Raw genomic sequence first — 18,117 nt, forward strand, 5'->3', positions numbered from 1 at the left:
TCCATTGGATCGGATAGCGCTCTAGAATTCTTTCGTTCGAGCGAATTCTGATCGATCGAACGATTCCGCTCCATCGGAAAGCGCTCTAGCTATTTCGAAAGGCTTTCGCGCCATCATCGCCCTTTCGGCCCGAGGCGGCCGCTAGGATTCGTTTCATCCCCGGAGCGCCGAGCGGCGCTTCTCCAGGCAACCCCGAGCGGATCGACGCCCCATGTCGGATTTCCATCGCATCAAGCGCCTTCCCCCTTATGTCTTCGAGCAGGTCAATCGGCTCAAGGCCAAGGCGCGCGCCGCCGGGGCCGACATCATCGACCTCGGCATGGGCAATCCCGATCTTCCCGCGCCGCGCCATGTGATCGAGAAGCTGGTGGAGACCGCCGGCCGCCCGCGCACGGATCGCTATTCGGCGTCCAAGGGCATTGTGGGACTGCGCCGCGCCCAGGCCGGCTATTACGAGCGCCGCTTCGGCGTGAAGCTCGATCCGGAGACGCAGATCGTCGCGACGCTCGGCTCCAAGGAGGGCTTCGCCAATATGGCGCAGGCGATCACCGCGCCGGGCGACGTCGTGCTCGCGCCCAACCCTTCCTATCCCATTCACGCCTTCGGCTTTCTGATGGCCGGCGGCGTCATCCGCTCGGTGCCGGCCGACCCGACGCCGCAGCTGTTCTCCTGGCTGGAGAAGGCGGTCGCGCATTCGATCCCGAAGCCCATCGCCATCGTCGTGTGCTATCCGGCCAATCCGACGGCGACGGTCGCCTCCCTCGATTTCTACGAGGACCTCGTCGCCTTCGCCAAGAAGCACGACATCTTCGTGCTCTCCGACATCGCCTATGCCGAGGTCTATTTCGACGACAATCCGCCGCCGTCAATCCTGCAGGTTCCAGGCGCGATCGACATCGCCGTCGAATTCTCGTCGCTGTCGAAGACCTATTCGATGGCCGGCTGGCGCATCGGCTTCGCGGTCGGCAATGAGCGGCTCTGCGCGGCGCTGGCGCGGGTGAAGAGCTATCTCGACTATGGCGCCTTCACGCCGATCCAGGTCGCCGCGACCGCGGCGCTGAACGGGCCGGACGATTGCATCAAGGAGATGCGCGCCACCTATAAGAAGCGCCGCGACGTGATGGTGGAGAGCTTCGCGCAGGCGGGCTGGCGCATTCCGGCGCCCGACGCCTCGATGTTCGTCTGGGCGCCGATCCCAGAGCGCTTTGCGGGCATGACCAGCCTCGACTTCTCGAAGCTGCTCATCGAGAAGGCCGATGTCGCGGTTGCGCCGGGGGTCGGATTCGGCGAACATGGCGAAGGCTACCTGCGTCTCGCGCTGGTCGAGAACGAGCAGCGCATCCGCCAAGCGGCGCGCAATCTGCGGCGCTTCTTCGAGAGCGCCGATCAGACGCTGCACAATGTGGTGCCGCTGCAGGCGCGTGGGTGAGCCGGTCGTCGCGAGCGGCGACGACCTTTTTCGTCAGGAGCTCATCCCATGCGTTTTGCTCGTCTCATTCTCGTCGCCTCGTTCACTGTCGCCGCCGCCTCGCCGGCTTTCGCCTCCAAGAGCCTCATCGCCAAAGGCAAGGCGATCGCCGCCTCCTATTGCGGCAGCTGTCATGCCGTCGGCCCGCTGGGCGTCAGCCCGCATCCGGACGCGCCGCCCTTCCACGAGATGGTCGGACGCCTCTCGCTCGACAATCTCGAGGACATGTTCAGCGATGCGGTGGAGAGCCATGCGCAAATGGCGCGGGTCGCGCTCTCGCATGGGCAGCTCGAGGCTCTGGCCGGCTATATGGCCACGATGAAGTGACGCGGCGCAGCGCGGCGCCTCGGCCGTCGCGAGAACCTCACAAGACGCCGGACGCGGCCGCGCCCGGCGCGATCTCGAGGGAGCCTGACATGATGCGCCTCGCCGTTGTCCTTCTGGCTATCTTCACCTGCGCCGCGGCGACTGCGGCCGACGAGGCCGCGCGCGGCCGAGCGATCGCCGCCGCCAATTGCAGCCGCTGTCATGCGATCGGCAAGACGGGCAAGAGTCCCAACCCGGCCTCGCCGCCCTTCCGCACGCTCGCCGGCAAATATCCGCTGGAGAATCTCGAGGAGGCGCTGGCCGAGGGCATCGTCGTCGGCCATGGCGGCCTCGAGATGCCGCGCTTCCAATTCTCGCCCGAGCAGATCGACGCTCTGCTGACCTATATCACGTCGATCCAGAGCAAGTGACCGCACGTCCGCCGCGATCCCCGCTTGCTCACCCGGCCCCTCACCTTTTTCCAGAGCATGTCCAACAGCGTCAGCGCGCCCGCTGCGCCCGCGCCAGCAGCGGCATCAGCACGGCGCGCGGGGCGAGACGCCCGGTCAGCACGAAGAATTTGTTGACGAGCCCCGGCACGACGACGCGCCGCCCGGCCGCCAGCGCCTCATAGCCCTGGAGCGCGACCTCGCTCGCCGGCAAGAGCGCCGGCCGCATCGCCATCATCTCGCCGTTGAAATCGAATCCGGCGCGCGCCTGGAATCCCGTGCGCACGGGGCCGGGGCAGAGCGCGGTGACGCGCACGACGCCCTTCAGCTCCTCGGCCAGGGCCTCGCTGAAAGAGCGGACATAGGCCTTGCTGGCGTAATAGACGGCGAAGCCCGGCCCGGGCATGAAGGAGGCGACCGAGGCGACGTTCAATATGCCGCCCCGCGCCGCGACGATCGACGGCAGGAAGCGCAAGGTCAGCGCCGTCAGCGCGCGAATATTGAGATCGACGGATGCGAGCTGCTCGGCGGCGTCGAGCTCGGCGGCGCGGCCGATGAGGCCGAAGCCGGCGTTGTTGACCAGAAACTCCACAGAGCGCCCGGCTTCGGCCAGCGCGGCCTCGAGCCGCTCCGCCGCCCCCTCGGCGCAAAGGTCGAGCGGAACGACGAGCGGCGCCTCGCCGCCGGCGGCGACGATCTCGGCGGCGAGCGTCTCGAGCCGATCGCCGCGACGGGCGACCAGAGTGACATGATGGCCCTTGCGGGCGAAGATGCGGGCGAGCTCGAGCCCGATGCCGTCCGAGGCGCCGGTCACGATCGCGGTTTTGTTCTCGCTCAATCTATCCTCCCGTAATCTGCGTCAGACCAGGCGCCGGGCGAAAAGCGAGCCCGAAGGCTCGCGATCCAGGAGCCGCGCTTGGACCGCGAGCCTTCAGGCTCGCTCTCGAGGGACGTCATATTGGCTGACGCGAGCCGCTATTTCCCCCACGGCCCGGGCTGGATCGGCCGCGAGGCGTCCTTGGCCGCCTGCCGCAGCTCCACCCGGTCGCGCGTCGAGACGCCGAGCAATTCGGCGACGCGCCAGATCACATTTTCCTCGAATTCGTGAATCTCGCCGTCGGCATAGGCCATTTCCCACAACATGGAGATGACGGCGCGGCGGCCGTCCTCATCCAGCGTGCGCTTCAGCACGCTGGTGAAGCGGTAGAGATCGACGGCCTCGCGCTCGCTCTCGGCGGCGGCGGCGATGAGCGCGCCGGCCTCGGCGGAATCGAGCCCGAAGCGGGTCTCGACGAGCCGATGCAGCGCCCGCTGCTCACCGGCGTCATAGACGCCGTCGATCGAGGCGAGATGCACCAGCAGGGCCGCGGCGGCGAGCCGATAGTCCGACGCTTCGAACGGCCGCGGGCGCGCCGGCGCGCCGGAGATTTCGTCGAGAAAGGCGCGAAAGGCGGCGAGCATCGGATCTCCGTGGTCGGGGGCGTGATATCCGTATAAAGCGCGCGGGCCGCGCTGCCCAGAGGGAGGAACGGGCGCCTCTGGCCGGAATATTGCTGCGCATGATCCCTAGCCCAGGCTGGCGTTTGCGGCGCGCCGCGGCCATATTCCATTCATTCCGCTTCTTTGGAGAGTCGCATGCAGCAGACCGCCGATGTCGTCGTGCTCGGAGCGGGAATGGTCGGGGTGTCGGCCGCGCTGCATCTGCAGGCGCGCGGCCGCGACGCGGCGCTGGTCGACCGGCACGGAGCCGCCGGGCTCGAGACGAGCTTCGGCAACGCCGGGCTCATCGAGCGCGCCTCGATCTTCCCTTATCTCTTCCCGCGCGACCTCAGCGATCTCTTCCGCTATGCGCTCAACCTCTCGCCGCAGGCGCATTATCATTTTTCCGCTCTGCCCGCCGTCGCGCCCTGGCTGTGGCGCTATTTTCGCGAGAGCGCGCCGGATCGCGCCATGCGCCACGCGCACGACGCGCTGCCGCTGGTCGAGCGCTGCCTCGAGGAGCATGACGCGCTGATCCAGCTCTCTGGAGCCGGCGACATCGTCCGGCGCATCGGCTGGATCAAGCTCTATCGCAGCGAGAAGACGCTCGCCAAGGGCATAGCCGACGCCGAAAAGCTGCGCAGCTTCTCCCTGCGCATCGAGACGCTGGACGCCGACGCTCTGGCCGCGCTCGAGCCCGATCTCGCGCCGGTGAAGGGCGCCGTGCATTTCCTCGACACCGCCTCCGTGGCCGATCCGAGCGCGGTGGCCCAGGCCTATGCGGAGCTGTTTCAGCGGCGCGGGGGCCGCTTCCTCGCCGGAGACGTGCGCGCCCTGCAGCAGACCCGCGACGGGCGCTGGAGCGTGCCGACGCATGACGGAGCGCTGATTGCGCGCGACATCGTCGTCGCGCTCGGTCCCTGGTCCGACCAGATTTTCCGTCCGCTCGGCTATGATCTGCCCTTCGCGGTGAAGCGCGGCTATCACATGCATTACGGCGTCGCCGACGGCGCCCGCCTCTCGCATCCCGTGCTCGACGCCGACAATGGCTATGTGCTGGCGCCGATGACGCGCGGCGTGCGGCTGACGACCGGAGCGGAATTCGCCCGCCGCGACGCGCCGCCGACCCCCGTGCAGGTCGACCGCGACGAACAGCTGGCGCGCACCTTGTTTCCGATCGCCGAGCGGCTCGACCCCAAGCCGTGGATGGGCTGCCGGCCCTGCTTCCCGGACATGCTGCCGATCATCGGCAAGGCGCCGCGCCATGAGGGGCTCTGGTTCGATTTCGGCCATCAGCATCACGGCTTCACACTGGGCCCGGTCAGCGGACGACTGCTCGCCGAAATGATGACCGGCGAGGAGCCTTTCACCGATCCGGCGCCCTACAGGGTGGAAAGGTTCTGAAGTCCTCGAGCCGTCACACTTCCGCAACGCGGGCCGGCTAGCCCTCCCTTCCATGGTGCTGCAACTCCATCACGTCCCGGGCCGATTGCGCGTCCGCCTCGCGCGATTGAAGGGACATGCGCGCGCCATCGTTCCTCTGCATTCGGAGTTGCTCGCGATCGCCGGCGTGAACTCCGCCTCGATCAACATTCACTCGGGCAGCGTGACGATCTTCTACGATCGCGCCGCCTTCGCGACCGAGGCGCTATGGTCGGTGCTGCGCCGGCTCGGCTATATCGACGCCGAGCCGCAGAGCGCCGCCGCCCCTCCCCGCGCCGCCGGCGCTCCGGGCTCGGCGGCGACGGAGGCCATCGCCGAGGCTGTCGCCGGCGAGGTGATGAAGCATGTGCTCGGCCGTTCGGCCGGCGCGCTCATCCGCATGATCGCGTGATGTTCTCTCGCCTTTAGTTCTACTCCGCGCGAAGCCGCAACTATTTGGGCGGCGTCATTACGAGGAGCGAAGCGACGAAGGGGCCGCCCCGCGGCTCTGGATTGCTTCGCTCCGCTCGCAATGACGGGGGAATCGCTATTGACGGCGCTTTTCACGAAAAGCGCGGCCCTTCGTCGCCCTTGAAGGCGCGAGACGCGACATTATCCTCGATCTGTCCGTTCGCTCTCGTCGGGAGGCTCCGCGCAATGGCCGCGATCACGGAATGTCGCATCGCCCATCAAACGCCGAAACGACTGCGCCTCGTCGTGCAGGGAAAGCGCGATCGCGCGGCCCTCGAGGCGCTGCGCGAGCGTGTACGCCACGGCGCGCCGCAGATGCGCGTCGATGTGAATGCGGCGACGTCGTGCGTCGTCATTCATTCGCGCGATTCCGACGGCGTGCTCGAGATGTTGAAGCGCGAGGAGATCGTGACGATCATCGGCGAGCCGCAGAAGCTCGCGCCGCGCGCGGGTCCTTCTCCTCTCGCCGCGACGGCCGATGCGAGCCTGCGCCGATGGAGCGGCGGCCGGGTCGACGCGAAAAGCGCCTCCGCCACTCTCGTCCTCATGCTCTTCCTCGTCGTGAAGCTGGCGCGCGGCAATCCCGCCTCCGCGGCCATGCTGCTGCTTCTCTATGTCGGCGGCAAAATCGTGAAGCAGCGTCTCCTTCTCGAGCGCGGGCGTCTCCCCGCTCGCGCCGCCGCGTGACGTCGCACGGCCTTGAACCTCCGTCGCGAATGGATAGATGCCGCATCGACGACAACTCTGAAGGAGGACAGCATGGCGCTGCTAGAGGATGTCTTCGAGGAGGCGCTCGGCCCGGTGGCGATCGGCGTCGGAGCCCTGCTGGTGATACCGGCTCTGTTTCCCGGCGTGCGGCGGGCGCTTCGTCCGGTCGCCAAAGGCGCGATCAAGGCGGGCATCGGCTTCTATGAGACGACCCTCGCCAATGTGACCGACGCCGCCGGCGATCTCATCGCCGAGGCGCGCGCCGAGCGCGAGCACGAGGCCGCGCACTCTGCGCCGCTCGACGAAAAACCCTCGCCGGCCTGACGCGAAACGATCGTCGAGAGCGCAGCGCTCTCGACGATCCGCCGCCGTGATCAGAACGCCCATTTCAGCCCGGCGAACACCGAGCGGCCATAGCCTGGATAGAAGGCGGCAGGAGTGGAGCCGCGCGCGTCGATGATCGTCGTCACATCGCTGATGTAATGGCGGTCGGTGAGATTGCGCGCGTCGACGTAGATGGAGAAGCCATAGGGCAGCTTCATGCCCGCCTGCGCGCCGACGAGCAGATAGCCCGGCGTCTGCAGCGTGTGCATGTAGTCGACATAAGATCCTTCCGGGACCCAGTCGACCGCCGGCGCGACGTAGAGTCCGTCCGGACGGCTGTAGGCGAGCGTCGTGCGCAGCACATGGCGCGGGATCCCGGCCAGCGGATTGTCGCCATAATTGACGTCGCCGACGAAGCGGAAGTCGTTCCACGTCCACACCTGCGACAGCTTCAGGAGATCGCCGGCGCCCGGCGCCGTGACATCGCGCAGAAGATCGACGCTGGCGGCGAGCTCGACGCCCTGATGCATGGTGCGCTTGGCGTTGAAGGTGGTCGCCGGAATGCCGATGCCGGGATTGGCGTTGAACTTCAGCAGCTCGTCCTGAAGCTCGGAGTGATAATAGGTCACGTCCCAGGCGAAGCGGTCCCATTTGCCGCGCGAGCCGATCTCGCCGGTCCACGCCTTCTGCGCGGCGAGCGGCGTGAAATTGGAGCCGGCCGTCGGCGGGAAGAAGCCCTGCGTCAGATCGACGAAGTCGGGAACGTCGCGGCTGCCGGTGAAGGCGGCGAAGAATTGCAGATCCTTCTGCGGCTCGAACATCAGGCCCACCTTGGGCACGATCCCGCGATAATTCTGCTCGGAGTGATTGGCGAGCGGCTCGAAGGGAATGCCGCCGATCACCGAATAGCGGCGGTCGTCGCTGAAGATCTTGGCGCCGAGCAGCATGGCGAGCTCGGGCGTCACATAAAAGCGGTTCTCGAAGAAGGCCTCGAGATTGAGCGAGGTCATCCTGTTGTTGCGGATGCGGGGATCGCTGCCCGGATTGCTCATCGCGACCCAATTGGTCCACGATCCTCCCCCGGGATTGAGTTTCATTCCGTTGTAGTTGACGAACCAATTATCGGTGGAGCCGCCGCCCCAGATGCGGCCGCCGACGACGAGCTCGTCCTTATGGCCGGCGATCTCCAATTGCGTTGTGAGCTTGGGCGAGAAGCCCCAGGTCTCGCCCTCCTGCTCGATCACGACGAAAATCGGGTGATAGAGGTAATTGTGGACGAACCAGCTGTCGACATCGATGCGGCCGATGTCGGTCTGCAACGTCGTCTTGTTGGAGATGCGCTGATTCATCACATTGCGCGCCTGATTGGCGCCGAAGCCGTTGGGACCCGCCCCCGCTATATAGGGACTCGTCGCCAGCGACGGATTGCTGCGCGCGTCCGAGAGCGTCAGCGTGCCCGGCAGCTGCTGATGGACGTCATAGACGCCGAAATAGAATCGCGTCTCGATGTCGTTCGAGAAGCGATAGCCGAAATTGCCGTTGATCTGCTTATAGTCGGATTGCGAATGCTGGCGGAAGCCATCCGATGCGGTGAAGGTTCCATTCACCAGAAAGTCGAAGTCGCCGAGGACGCGCGAGACCTGCGTCTGACCGCGCACAGAGCCGAAGCTGCCTCCGTCGATCGAGGCCATGTTCGGCGCGATCGCCGTATGCGCCGTCGGCGACACGAAATTAATGGCGCCCCCTAACGTCGAGGAGCCGAAAGTCAGCGCGTTGCCGCCCTTATAGACCTCGATCGAGCGGAAATATTTCGGGTCGATCTCGTAGAAATCGCCGCCGCCGTCGGCATAGTTCATGGGCACGCCGTCCTGCAGCAGCTCGAAGCCGCGCAGATGATAGTCGCGCGTCAGATTGGAGCCGCGCATGGAGAGACGCAGCTCCTGGCCATAGCGCGTGTCGACGAAGACGCCGGGAACATCCTTCAGCGCGTCGCGCAGATCGGCGACATGGCGCGTCTCCATTTCCGGAGTCGCCGCGTCGACGAAGGCGACGGAGCCGGCGGTCTGCAAGAGACGGCGGCGCTGCTCGGCAACCGGCGGCGCGGTGAGCGAGCCCTTGTCGGTCGAAGGACTGGAGGCGAACGCGCCGACGTCGATCGGCGGCAGCGCCTCCTGCGCGAACGAAAAGGCGGCGGATAGCGAGAGCGCGCCGGCGGCGACGCCGCGCAGCAGAAGCGAGCGGGACATGTTTGAACTCCTGAAGTCACGGCCGGCGGCCGTCCGAAGGGCAGGGAGCGCGGCGAGGCCGCGTGTTTCGGCGGATCAGGAGAAGGCGGGCGGCGCCCGTGACGACCAGGAGCCGGTCCAGCCGGCCGGACGCCGCATCGGCGTCGCGGCGAGACGCGGGCGCAAGATCACGCCCGATAACGCGCGCGGCGTCCAGGCGGCGACCGGCGGGATGAGCGACGCGTCGTCGCCGCGCGCGGACTGGCAGAGGAGGCAGCAATCGGAATGACGCGCGCGCCCGTCCGGCGCGCCGCGGTCATGGGACGGCGCGTCGCAAGTCTGCGCCGCGACCGACTGAGCGGCGTCGGCGGCGAAGAGCCGCGATCCGTCGACGGCCGAGCCGGCGAGAACGAGCTGGATCAGCAGCAGGAGAATGGACAGCGCGCCCAATTCGCGGCCGCGCGGCGTCGGCGCCAAATCCTTCTGCCTCTCGGACGCTCCGGTCATTCGCCTCTCGCGGTTCTCGAGCTTTGTCGTCGCTGTTGTTTTGGTAATTGACCAAGACCATCGCCACAAGGCGCCGAACGCCGTCTTCACGGCCTCGCATTGGTTTTCTTCGCCACTGTCACCCCGGCGCCACAGCGAGACGACGGCTCGGCGCGCCGAGACCCGCGACCAAAGCCTCGATGGCGGCGGCGACCAGCTCGGGCCGATCCTCCGCGGCGAAATGGCGCCGCAGGTGTAGACGTCGCTGTGTCCGGCGCAACGCTCGGCGGCGCGCGGATCGTTCAGGCCATGAAGCCGTTCAACAGGGCGCGGAAGCGGGCCGGATCATCCGCCGCGGCGAAAGCGTCGCGACATCATGGGATCGGCTTGTGGTGCGGATCGAGCGGCGTATGGCCGCCGGCGGAATCGACCGCGACCACACCGTCGAATTTCGACATGCGCTCCTCGAACCCCGGCGGGAGGCCTCGCTCGGCCCGCGCGAGCGCGGCGGCAAGCGCCTCGGCGCGCGGCTTGGAGAGGCCGAGCTTCTCGAGCGAGGCGCTCTGGCGCAGAGCGTCGCCGCCGCAGAGCACGATCTCCCACGCCCCGCCCTTGCGCTTCAGAAAAGCGCGACCGCCTGTCTCGCCCTGGCTCCAGTCGGCGATGGCGGCGTCCTCCTCTATGACGACGGGAGCGACCGCGAGCGGCGCGTCGGGCTTGTCGAAGAGATCGAGCAGCAGGCGGCGAATGGCCGCCTCGTCGTCCGCGCAGAGCGCCGGCCCGGCCAGCAGCGCGAGGAGCAGTCCCAAACCGGCGTGTCGAATTGTCATTTTTCCCTCCCGGCCGCCTTCCAACGGCGCCTGTTCGTGGTATTGGTAATATACCAAGACAGCACTGGCAACGGGCGTGAGCGCGAGCGCTCGCACGGCGGTGAAATTCTTGGTAGCAAGCGCGGGATTTTCGCGGGGACGGTGGCAGTGACAGCGCAGCCGGGCGTGAGGCAGCGAATTTTGAGCGCCGCGCTCGACCTCGTCGAGCGGGAGGGCGTCGACGCGCTCACGCAGCCGCGCATCGCCAAGGCGGCGGGCGTGCGCCAGTCGCATCTCACTTATTATTTTCCGCGCAAGCCCGACCTGCTCGTGGCGTTGCTGCAGGCCTCGCACGAACGTGCGCCGCGCGCCGGCGACGCCGACCCCGTCGCCGAGGCGCTCGCGCTGATGCTCGACCGGCGGCGGATGCGCTTCTTCCTGGCCATTGTGCTCGCCGCCGCCGAGGAGCCGGAGCTGCGCCCGATCCTCGCAGCCCATGCGCACGAGCTGACGCGGCGGATCGCCGCCGCCTTCGGCCGCGGCGCCGATGATCCCGCCGCCACCGCCTTCGTCGATCTGATGCGCGGAGCCGGCCTGCGGGCGCTGCTGGAGCTGGACATGCGCTTCGACATGGCGGAGGCCGAGCGCCTCGCCGCCACGCTCGGCCTTTTGCGCAGGCAAGGGGATGAAGGCGAGCCGCGCCCCTGAAGCTCAGCGCTCGTTAGCCCGTCTCGGGGCCGCGAGCCTTCAGGCTCGCTCTTGGGCGCTCGCCGTCTGCGTCGCTTCGCCGGCCGACCGCAGCGTGACGCGGGCGATGAGGCCATGGGGCTCGCGATCGATGAGCTCGAGCGCGCCGCCAGCCTCCTCGAGCAGAGCTCGGACGATCGAGAGGCCGAGGCCGAAGCCGCCATTCTCGTTCATATTGCGCGCCGGCCGGCCGCGCACGAAAGGCTCCACGACCTTCGCCTTGTCCTCGTCGGATATCCCCGGCCCGTCGTCGGCCACATCGATTCGCACCAGCAGCGGCGAAGGGCGCGTCACCGCGAGGGAAATCTGCTGTCCGTGCGCGGCGGCGTTCTCGACCAGATTGGCGAAGATGCGCTGCAGATCGGTCACCTCGCCCCTGACCATCTGCCGGCCGAGGCTCTCATAGGAGACCTCGCGGCCGACGTCGGCGAACTGGTCGGCGACGGTCTGCAGCACGCTGTCGAGATCGACGACGCCCTGCGTCGGACGACGGCCCTCGTCGCGCAGATAGACGAGATTTTTGCACAGCATCGAATCCATCAGCTCGGCGTCGTGCAGCATCTTGGCTCTCAACGCGTCGTCGTCGATGAACTCGGCGCGCAGGCGCATGCGCGTGATGATGGTGCGCAGATCATGACTGATCGCGGCGAGCGCGCGCGAGCGCGCGGAGATCATCGAATAGATGCGGTCCTGCATGCGGTTGAGCGCCCGCGTGAGTTCTCGCACCTCCTGCGGGCCCCTCTCGGGCAGAAGCTCGCGCTCGCTCGACTCGGTCGGAAATTTCTCCGCCCGCTTGGCGAGATCCACCAGCGGCGCCACCACGGCGCGGGACGCCCAGAGCGTGAGGATCGCCGCGCAGAGCAAGAAGAACAGACCCGAGGTGAGCCAGACGCCCGGAGAGGGCAGCACGGGCCCGACGCTGGACGGCGGACCTCCGGCGGGCGGCGGAAGCCACGGCCCGGGGGCGGCGGAGGTCCGCCGTCTGGGGACGCGCCGAAAGGCGGCCTTTCGGCCCGCGGCCCCGGTCCCGGATCGTCCCCGGCGCCGAAGCCGGGGCCAGGACCCCAGCCAGGACCAGGACCAGGACCAGGTCCCGGTCCGGGACCCGGCTCGCCCCATCTCGAGAGCGCGAGAGTGACGGTGAGATAACCGCCCTTGCGCAGCGCGACGGCGACAGCCCGGCCCGCGGGCGTCGTCGAGAAGACCTCGGCCTGCGGCCACAGATGCGCCCGCAGCTCGGCTAGCTGCGCCTCGGAAACGCCGCGCGCCGCAGCTGGCGGAGCGTCCTCGCGCAGGGTGAACAGCAGCCCCCGCGTCGCGCGCGAAAGCTCTGCGAGAAGCTGGGCCCGGTCTGTGACCGGCGCGAAATCGATCGCCGAGGCGACCCCCGCCGCCAGCTGCCAGCGTCCGCGGGCGCCGTCCCGATCGAGAAAATTGAAGGCGATCGTCACCGCGACATGGAACAGCACGATCGAGACGAGCACGAGGACCGCGATCTGTCCGGCGAGATGATCGGGGCGCAGCCGCCTCCAGAAGCTCCTCACGCGCGCAGCACTTGCGGGGCGAACAAATAACCCTCCGAGCGCACGGTCTGGATCAGCTTGGGGTTCTTCGGATCGCTCTCCAACTTCTGCCGCAGCCGGCTGATCAGCACATCGATGCTGCGCTGGAACGGGCTCGCGGTCGGGCCATGGGTGAGACCGATCAGCTGGTCGCGCGTCAGCACGCGATTGGGCCGCTCGCAGAGCGCATAGAGCAGGTCGAACTCCGCTCCGGTGAGCGCGATCTTCATGCCCGTCGGCGCGGTGACCTGATGCGCCATGATGTCGACGCGCCAGCCCTCGAATTGATAGAAGCGTCCTCCGGCCGGCTCCTTCGTCTGCGCCGAGGCGCGGGAGCGGCGCAGCACCGAGCGCACGCGCGCCAGCAGCTCGCGCGGATTGAACGGCTTGACGATATAATCGTCCGCGCCCATCTCGAGGCCGATGATGCGGTCGACGTCCTCGCCCTGGGCGGTGACGATGATGATCGGCAGATTGGCCCCGTCGCGCAATCTGCGGCAGATGGAGAGGCCGTCTTCTCCCGGCAGGTTGAGATCGAGGATCACGAGGTCGAAGTCGCGCGCCGCGAGCGTCGCGTCCATGGCGCGGCCGTCGGCGACGACCGCCGCCTCGATCTGATGTGTGGCCAGATAGCGACTGATCAGCTCGCCGATCTCGGCGTCGTCCTCGACGAGCAGAATGGCGTCGGTCTTCGTCACGTCTTCCCGCATCCCGTGCGCCCCCGTATCCGACGACCTCTAACGGGCAAATTTGTCGCGATTGTTTCCATAGCGTCTCGAATTGCGGCGAGCTGAACCGCGGGCGGGTCCGGTCCAGACCGGCGCCGCACGTTCCCGTTTCAGAAACATCGGCGACAAATCAGTCGCCATCCGGACACTAGCGGTGGCGAAAAGCGAGGTGATATGAAGGCCGCTCGACATTCCCAGCGGCCGCGGCGCAAACCTCGGGGAAGACGCATGTCCCTTCACGCCCTCACGGCGGCTCCTTCAACCGTCTCCAGCGGCGGCGAGCGCTGGCTCGGGCCCTCGCCGGAGCGCGAGCAGCTTCCCGCGCCGGCGACGGACACGCGCCCCACGCCCATCGCGGCGCAGCTCCCTTCCGCCGAGGATAGCTGCCCGGTCGAGGCGCGCATTGCGCTGCTCGAGCATCAGCTCGGGCATGCGCGCGCCGAGATGCTGCATCTTCTGCACGAACGCCATCTCATGACCTATTCGGCGGCCGGCCACATCTATCGGCCGCTGCGACGCATCGAGGCGTTGCTCGTCGGCGGCTTTCACGCTCTGCGCGGCGCGCTACGTCGCCGCCACGACATCTGCGTCGCGGCGGCAGCGGCGCCGGCGCCGGCGCCGCGCGCTCCTGCGCTCGCCCGCTGCGTCGAAGCCCGGCGCCTCCTCGTCGACGTCACCGCCACCGTCAGATATGACGCCGGCACCGGCATTCAGCGGGTCGCGAAAATGGTGACGCAGGCGCTCTATCGCGACGCCGCGCCGCTCCTTCCCGCGATCGCGGTGCGCTGCGAGGGCGGGCGCCTCCTCACCTGCCGCCGCTTCGTCGCCTCGCTCTGCGGCGACGCTGCGACAGCCGAGGCGGAAGACGAGGAGATCGTCCTCGCGCCGGGCGATTATTTCCTCACCCTCGCCGACACTTGGAATGTGCTCGACGAATATGCGCGCGTCTTCGACCGCGTCCACGAGGCCGGCGGCGCCGTCGTCTCCTGCATCTTCGATCTCATCCCGGCGCTGCATCCCGGCGCCTGCCATCATACGACGCCGGCCCGCTACGAATCCTGGCTCGCGCGCGCGCTCGTCGAGAGCGACGCCTTTCTCGCCATCTCGCGCACGGTGGCGCAGGAGCTCGCCGATTTCGTCGAGGCGCGCGGCCTGCCGCATCGGCGCGGGCTCAAGATCGGCTGGTTCCCGCTCGGCTCGGAGATTTCCTGCGGCCCGGCGACGGCGCCGCGCAAGAAGATCGCCGCCGCCGTCGGCCCGGCGCCTCTCTTCCTCTGCGTCGGCACGATCGAGCCGCGCAAGGGGCAGCGCGTCGCGCTGCGCGCCTTCGACGCGCTGTGGCGCGAAGGCCGCGACATCCGCCTCGTCTTCGTCGGCCGGCGCGGCTGGTGCGAAGAGGCTGTCGTCGCCGAGATCGCCGGCCATGCCGAATATCAGCGGCGGCTGTTCTGGTTCGACGATGCGAACGACGCCGAGCTCGCTTTTCTCTACGACCATGCGACGGCGGCGCTGGCGCCCTCCTTCGCCGAGGGCTTCGGGCTGCCGATCGCCGAGGCGGCGCGGCGCGGGCGGCCGACGATCTGCAGCGACATTCCGGTGTTTCGCGAGGTCGGCGGCGCCGGCGCGCTGTATTTTGCGGTCACCGACCCCAGCGCTCTCGCAGCGCGCGTCGCCGATCTCCTCGACGGGCGCGCCAGCGGCGACCCGGCGGCGACCAGCCGCGCCTCCTGGACCGAGGCCGCCCATCGCATCGTCTCGGTCATCGCGAAGGACGATTGGAGCCACGAGCTCGCCTGAAAGCGGGGCGATCAAGGCGGGCGCGCCATGGTTTCGGCGCCGCCCCGTCCCGGTTCGGAAAAGACCAGCGACACCTCGGACGAGATGCGGACATTGCGGCGCGCGACAAAGGTCGCAGCCGAACGGCGCGCCGCTGGCGGCCGGGCGCTCTCGCAATCTCGGGGAAGAGCAATGGACCTTTCCACCCGCATCGCCGTCTATCTCGCCAATGAAGAGCGGCAGCGCGAACGCAGCCGCGACCTCTATGAGCTCGATCCGGTGACGGGATATGTCTACGCGCGCGCGAAGGAATTCTATTGGACCGTGACGCGCGCGGCGGGGATCGCGCAGCGGAGCGGCCCGGCGCCCGCCAAGGCCCCGGACTTCGCCGGATTCGCCCCGCTGATGAAGCGGCCGCGCGTGTTCATCGACATGACCGCGATACGGCGCACGGACGAGCGCAGCGGCATTCAAAGAGTCGTGCGCGAAATCGCCCGTTGCGCGGTCGCGACCGGAGACGGCCTGCCCGTGTTCATCGAGAATGGACGCCTGCGCGCCTGGCGGCGGCCGTCGTCGCTTCCCGATGTCGTGAAGCCGGAGCCCGGCGACAAGCTGCTGTTGCTCGATGCGAGCTTTCCCCTGGTCGACGATTATCTCCCGATCATCAGCCGCGTCGCCGACGCGGGCGGCGAAACTGTTCTCGGCCTCCACGACCTGCTTCCACTCCTTTATCCTGGCGCCTTCACCCCCGCCGCCTTTCTCGATTTTCAGCGCTGGTTCGAGACCTTGGCGCCGCAGTGCAACGCCATCGTCTGCGTCTCGCGCAGCACGGCGCAGAGCCTCGTCGATCATCTCGCGCAATCTGATTGCCCCGCGATGCGAGCGCAGCGGATCGGCTGGTGGCGCCTCGGCGCCGATTTCGAGATCGACTCCGCGCAGCCCAGCGCCGACGCCGCCGGCGTCGCCGCCGGCCGCACGCCTTACTTCCTCGCGGTCGGCACGCTGGAGCCGCGCAAGGCCTATGCGGTCGCGCTCACTGCTTTCGAGCGGCTGTGGGCCGCGGGCCATGACGCGCGCTTCGTGATCGTCGGCCGGCGCGGATGGCGTTGCGAGGCGCTGGTGCGGCGCATTCGCAGCCATCACGAGCTCGGCCGGCGCCTGTTCTGGCTCGAGGATGCGGACGACGCCTCGCTGCAGCGCCTCTATGAGCACGCCCATGCGCTGATCGCCGCTTCATTCGCGGAAGGCTTCGGCCTGCCGGTGGCGGAAGCGGCCGCTCATGGTCTGCCGGTCATCGCCAGCGACATTCCGGTCTTCCGCGAGATCGCCGGCGAGCGCGCGACCTTCTTCCCGCCCCTCGACGCCGACGCATTGGCGGACTGCATTCGTCGCGCGCTGACCGAGCCACGGCTGCGAACGCCCGCGCGCGTCGTCACCTGGCGGGAGTCGACGCAGGCGCTGCTCGACATGATCCGCACCGGCGCCTATCAATGGCGTCCCGCGCCGCTGACGGAGCCTCGCCCCTTCGCCCCCGTTTGCGTCGCGAGCGCCGCTGCTTCATAGTCGCGCGAGGTTCGAGCGTCTCGGCGGAACGGAGGGCGATTGCGCGCGCAGCTCGGCGACACGGCGCGGCGGCTGCGGGCGATCCTCGTCGGCTCGCTCGGCAATCTCGTGGAATGGTACGATTTCTACGTCTATTCCGCCTTCTCGCTCTATTTCGCGCCCTCCTTCTTTCCGGGCGACGATCCGCTCGCGCAGATGCTGTCGGCGGCGGGCGTGTTCGCGCTCGGCTTCCTCATGAGGCCGATCGGCGGCGCTTTGTTCGGTGAGATCGGCGACCGTTATGGCCGCCGCCGCGCGCTGACGCTCTCCGTATTGCTGATGTGCCTCGGCTCGCTGATCGTCGCCGTGACGCCGACCCATGCGACGATCGGGGAAGCGGCGCCGGCGATCCTGCTGTTCGCGCGGCTGCTGCAGGGATTGAGCCTCGGCGGCGAATATGGATCGAGCGCCACCTATCTCGCCGAAATGGCCGAGCCGGACCGCCGCGGCTTCTATTCGAGCTTCCAATATGTGACGCTGATCGGCGGGCAATTGCTGGCGCTGCTGGTGCTGCTGGCGCTGCAGAGCCTCGTCTTCTCGCCGCAGGAGCTTCGCGCCTATGGCTGGCGCATTCCCTTCGCCATCGGCGCGGCGCTGGCGCTGTTCGCCTTCGTGATGCGCCGAGATCTCGACGAGACGCGCGCCTTCGCCGCCGTGAAGTCAAGGACGCGCAGCGCGCTCGTCGAGCTCGCGGCGTATCCGCGCGAGGCGCTGACGGTCGTCGGCCTCACCATGGGCGGCACGCTCGCCTTTTATGTCTACACGACTTATGTGCAGAAATTCCTGAAGCTGTCAGCGGGGCTGACCGACGCGCAGACGACATGGGTCAGCGCCGGCTCGCTGGTTTTCGCCATGTGCCTGCAGCCGGCCTATGGCGCCTTGTCGGATCGCATCGGCCGGCGCCCGCTGCTGCTCGGCTTCGGCGTGCTCGGAACCTTGTTCACGGTTCCGCTGATGTCGGCGCTGCATGACGCGCGCGATCCCTTCGCCGCTTTCGCGCTCGTCTGCGCCGGCTGGCTCATCGTCGGCGCCTATACGTCGATCAACGCGGTGGTGAAGGCGGAGCTGTTCCCCGCCGCCGTGCGCGTCACCGGCGTCTCGGTCCCTTATGCGCTCGCCGTCTCGGTGTTCGGCGGCACGGCGGAATATGTGGCGCTGTGGTTCAAGAACGCCGGCCATGAGAGCGGATTCTATTGGTATGCGACCGCGGTGATCTTCTGCTCGCTGCTGGTCTATGCGAGCATGACGGACACGAAGAAGATGTCGCGCATCGATGATGCGTGATTCCCGAACCTCGCAGAAACGGGCGCTCCCTTCTCCCACTTGTGGGAGAAGGTGGCCCTCGCGTCAGCGAGGGTCGGATGAGGGCCCCCAGAATTGCGCGTGATTTTTGTTCTGCGAGATGTTTGCTCTCGAAGGCTCGGCTATCCTTTGCAGGCCCTCATCCGACCCGGCCGTAGCCCGTCGCTTGCGACGGGCGTCCTGACGGACTGCCTATGGCCGGGCCACCTTCTCCCGCCCTGCGCGCCCTGCGGGAGAAGGGACGCGACCCATC

The 18,117-nt window shown here is 68.0% G+C and carries 18 protein-coding genes; 11 read left to right on the plus strand and 7 right to left on the minus strand.

Annotated elements, in window-relative coordinates; all coding sequences use genetic code 11:
• Positions 1 to 211 precede the first annotated feature (211 nt).
• The 3 genes from CQW49_RS10985 to CQW49_RS10995 all read left to right on the plus strand — a co-directional run bounded on the left by CQW49_RS10985 (position 212) and on the right by CQW49_RS10995 (position 2,205).
• Positions 212 to 1,429 carry an LL-diaminopimelate aminotransferase gene (locus CQW49_RS10985; RefSeq protein ID WP_003609865.1) on the plus strand — a complete coding sequence of 406 codons (1,218 nt, stop codon included), beginning with the start codon at positions 212 to 214 and terminating at the stop codon, positions 1,427 to 1,429.
• 48 nt (positions 1,430 to 1,477) lie between these two features.
• Complete coding sequence (locus CQW49_RS10990; RefSeq protein WP_003609863.1) at positions 1,478 to 1,795, plus strand: c-type cytochrome; 318 nt, start codon at positions 1,478 to 1,480, stop codon at positions 1,793 to 1,795.
• 89 nt (positions 1,796 to 1,884) lie between these two features.
• Positions 1,885 to 2,205 carry a c-type cytochrome gene (locus CQW49_RS10995; RefSeq protein ID WP_003609860.1) on the plus strand — a complete coding sequence of 107 codons (321 nt, stop codon included), beginning with the start codon at positions 1,885 to 1,887 and terminating at the stop codon, positions 2,203 to 2,205.
• Positions 2,206 to 2,275: 70 nt separating this feature from the next.
• Here the strand turns inward: CQW49_RS10995 and CQW49_RS11000 are convergent, their stop codons facing one another.
• Entirely contained in the window at positions 2,276 to 3,061 is a 786-nt protein-coding gene (locus CQW49_RS11000) for an SDR family NAD(P)-dependent oxidoreductase (protein ID WP_003609859.1), read from the minus strand.
• A 137-nt stretch (positions 3,062 to 3,198) separates the two neighbouring features.
• Positions 3,199 to 3,684, minus strand: a complete 486-nt coding sequence (locus tag CQW49_RS11005) for a tellurite resistance TerB family protein (protein ID WP_003609858.1) — start codon at positions 3,682 to 3,684, stop codon at positions 3,199 to 3,201.
• Between the two features lie 174 nt (positions 3,685 to 3,858).
• Here CQW49_RS11005 and CQW49_RS11010 point away from each other — a divergent pair, with 174 nt between their 5' ends.
• The 4 genes from CQW49_RS11010 (at position 3,859) to CQW49_RS11025 (ending at position 6,627) form a co-directional block, all read left to right on the plus strand.
• Entirely contained in the window at positions 3,859 to 5,106 is a 1,248-nt protein-coding gene (locus CQW49_RS11010) for an NAD(P)/FAD-dependent oxidoreductase (RefSeq protein ID WP_003609856.1), read from the plus strand.
• A gap of 52 nt (positions 5,107 to 5,158) precedes the next feature.
• Positions 5,159 to 5,536 carry an HMA2 domain-containing protein gene (locus tag CQW49_RS11015; RefSeq protein ID WP_003609854.1) on the plus strand — a complete coding sequence of 126 codons (378 nt, stop codon included), beginning with the start codon at positions 5,159 to 5,161 and terminating at the stop codon, positions 5,534 to 5,536.
• A gap of 245 nt (positions 5,537 to 5,781) precedes the next feature.
• Entirely contained in the window at positions 5,782 to 6,282 is a 501-nt protein-coding gene (locus tag CQW49_RS11020; protein ID WP_003609852.1) for a hypothetical protein, read from the plus strand.
• A 72-nt stretch (positions 6,283 to 6,354) separates the two neighbouring features.
• A complete protein-coding gene (locus CQW49_RS11025) occupies positions 6,355 to 6,627 on the plus strand; it encodes a DUF5132 domain-containing protein (RefSeq protein ID WP_003609850.1) in 273 nt (90 codons plus the stop codon).
• A gap of 50 nt (positions 6,628 to 6,677) precedes the next feature.
• On the opposite strand, the gene CQW49_RS11030 is transcribed toward CQW49_RS11025, so the two are convergent.
• From CQW49_RS11030 to CQW49_RS11045, 3 genes are all read right to left on the minus strand, one after another.
• Positions 6,678 to 8,873, minus strand: coding sequence for a TonB-dependent receptor family protein (locus CQW49_RS11030; protein WP_003609848.1), 2,196 nt, complete (start codon positions 8,871 to 8,873; stop codon positions 6,678 to 6,680).
• A 75-nt stretch (positions 8,874 to 8,948) separates the two neighbouring features.
• Positions 8,949 to 9,359 (minus strand): DUF2946 family protein, encoded by a 411-nt coding sequence (locus CQW49_RS11035; protein WP_003609846.1) that lies wholly within the window; start codon positions 9,357 to 9,359, stop codon positions 8,949 to 8,951.
• Between the two features lie 353 nt (positions 9,360 to 9,712).
• Positions 9,713 to 10,168 carry a copper uptake system-associated protein gene (locus CQW49_RS11045; protein ID WP_040566473.1) on the minus strand — a complete coding sequence of 152 codons (456 nt, stop codon included), beginning with the start codon at positions 10,166 to 10,168 and terminating at the stop codon, positions 9,713 to 9,715.
• Between the two features lie 147 nt (positions 10,169 to 10,315).
• On the opposite strand from CQW49_RS11045, the gene CQW49_RS11050 reads away from it, so the two are divergent.
• Entirely contained in the window at positions 10,316 to 10,855 is a 540-nt protein-coding gene (locus CQW49_RS11050) for a TetR/AcrR family transcriptional regulator (protein WP_024749770.1), read from the plus strand.
• 39 nt (positions 10,856 to 10,894) lie between these two features.
• Here the strand turns inward: CQW49_RS11050 and CQW49_RS11055 are convergent, their stop codons facing one another.
• Positions 10,895 to 11,803 carry an ATP-binding protein gene (locus CQW49_RS11055; protein ID WP_244593380.1) on the minus strand — a complete coding sequence of 303 codons (909 nt, stop codon included), beginning with the start codon at positions 11,801 to 11,803 and terminating at the stop codon, positions 10,895 to 10,897.
• Positions 11,804 to 12,434: 631 nt separating this feature from the next.
• On the minus strand, positions 12,435 to 13,166 hold the full coding sequence (locus CQW49_RS11060; RefSeq protein ID WP_003609840.1) for a response regulator: 732 nt from the start codon (positions 13,164 to 13,166) through the stop codon (positions 12,435 to 12,437).
• A 246-nt stretch (positions 13,167 to 13,412) separates the two neighbouring features.
• Here CQW49_RS11060 and CQW49_RS11065 point away from each other — a divergent pair, with 246 nt between their 5' ends.
• The 3 genes from CQW49_RS11065 (at position 13,413) to CQW49_RS11075 (ending at position 17,846) form a co-directional block, all read left to right on the plus strand.
• Positions 13,413 to 14,981, plus strand: coding sequence for a glycosyltransferase family 4 protein (locus CQW49_RS11065; protein ID WP_099831781.1), 1,569 nt, complete (start codon positions 13,413 to 13,415; stop codon positions 14,979 to 14,981).
• 171 nt (positions 14,982 to 15,152) lie between these two features.
• Complete coding sequence (locus tag CQW49_RS11070) at positions 15,153 to 16,523, plus strand: glycosyltransferase family 4 protein (protein ID WP_003616045.1); 1,371 nt, start codon at positions 15,153 to 15,155, stop codon at positions 16,521 to 16,523.
• A gap of 39 nt (positions 16,524 to 16,562) precedes the next feature.
• A complete protein-coding gene (locus tag CQW49_RS11075) occupies positions 16,563 to 17,846 on the plus strand; it encodes an MFS transporter (RefSeq protein WP_003616042.1) in 1,284 nt (427 codons plus the stop codon).
• Positions 17,847 to 18,117 lie beyond the last annotated feature (271 nt).

This window comes from Methylosinus trichosporium OB3b, assembly GCF_002752655.1.
GTDB lineage: Bacteria > Pseudomonadota > Alphaproteobacteria > Rhizobiales > Beijerinckiaceae > Methylosinus > Methylosinus trichosporium.

Bases quoted from the DNA above. Each gene is read 5' to 3' on its own strand.
- CQW49_RS10985 (WP_003609865.1), top strand. From the start codon at position 212: ATGTCGGATTTCCATCGCATCAAGCGCCTTCCCCCTTATGTCTTCGAG.
- CQW49_RS10990 (WP_003609863.1), top strand. From the start codon at position 1,478: ATGCGTTTTGCTCGTCTCATTCTCGTCGCCTCGTTCACTGTCGCCGCC.
- CQW49_RS10995 (WP_003609860.1), top strand. From the start codon at position 1,885: ATGATGCGCCTCGCCGTTGTCCTTCTGGCTATCTTCACCTGCGCCGCG.
- CQW49_RS11005 (WP_003609858.1), bottom strand. From the start codon at position 3,684: ATGCTCGCCGCCTTTCGCGCCTTTCTCGACGAAATCTCCGGCGCGCCG.
- CQW49_RS11010 (WP_003609856.1), top strand. From the start codon at position 3,859: ATGCAGCAGACCGCCGATGTCGTCGTGCTCGGAGCGGGAATGGTCGGG.
- CQW49_RS11015 (WP_003609854.1), top strand. From the start codon at position 5,159: ATGGTGCTGCAACTCCATCACGTCCCGGGCCGATTGCGCGTCCGCCTC.
- CQW49_RS11020 (WP_003609852.1), top strand. From the start codon at position 5,782: ATGGCCGCGATCACGGAATGTCGCATCGCCCATCAAACGCCGAAACGA.
- CQW49_RS11025 (WP_003609850.1), top strand. From the start codon at position 6,355: ATGGCGCTGCTAGAGGATGTCTTCGAGGAGGCGCTCGGCCCGGTGGCG.
- CQW49_RS11030 (WP_003609848.1), bottom strand. From the start codon at position 8,873: ATGTCCCGCTCGCTTCTGCTGCGCGGCGTCGCCGCCGGCGCGCTCTCG.
- CQW49_RS11035 (WP_003609846.1), bottom strand. From the start codon at position 9,359: ATGACCGGAGCGTCCGAGAGGCAGAAGGATTTGGCGCCGACGCCGCGC.
- CQW49_RS11045 (WP_040566473.1), bottom strand. From the start codon at position 10,168: ATGACAATTCGACACGCCGGTTTGGGACTGCTCCTCGCGCTGCTGGCC.
- CQW49_RS11060 (WP_003609840.1), bottom strand. From the start codon at position 13,166: ATGCGGGAAGACGTGACGAAGACCGACGCCATTCTGCTCGTCGAGGAC.
- CQW49_RS11065 (WP_099831781.1), top strand. From the start codon at position 13,413: ATGTCCCTTCACGCCCTCACGGCGGCTCCTTCAACCGTCTCCAGCGGC.
- CQW49_RS11070 (WP_003616045.1), top strand. From the start codon at position 15,153: ATGGACCTTTCCACCCGCATCGCCGTCTATCTCGCCAATGAAGAGCGG.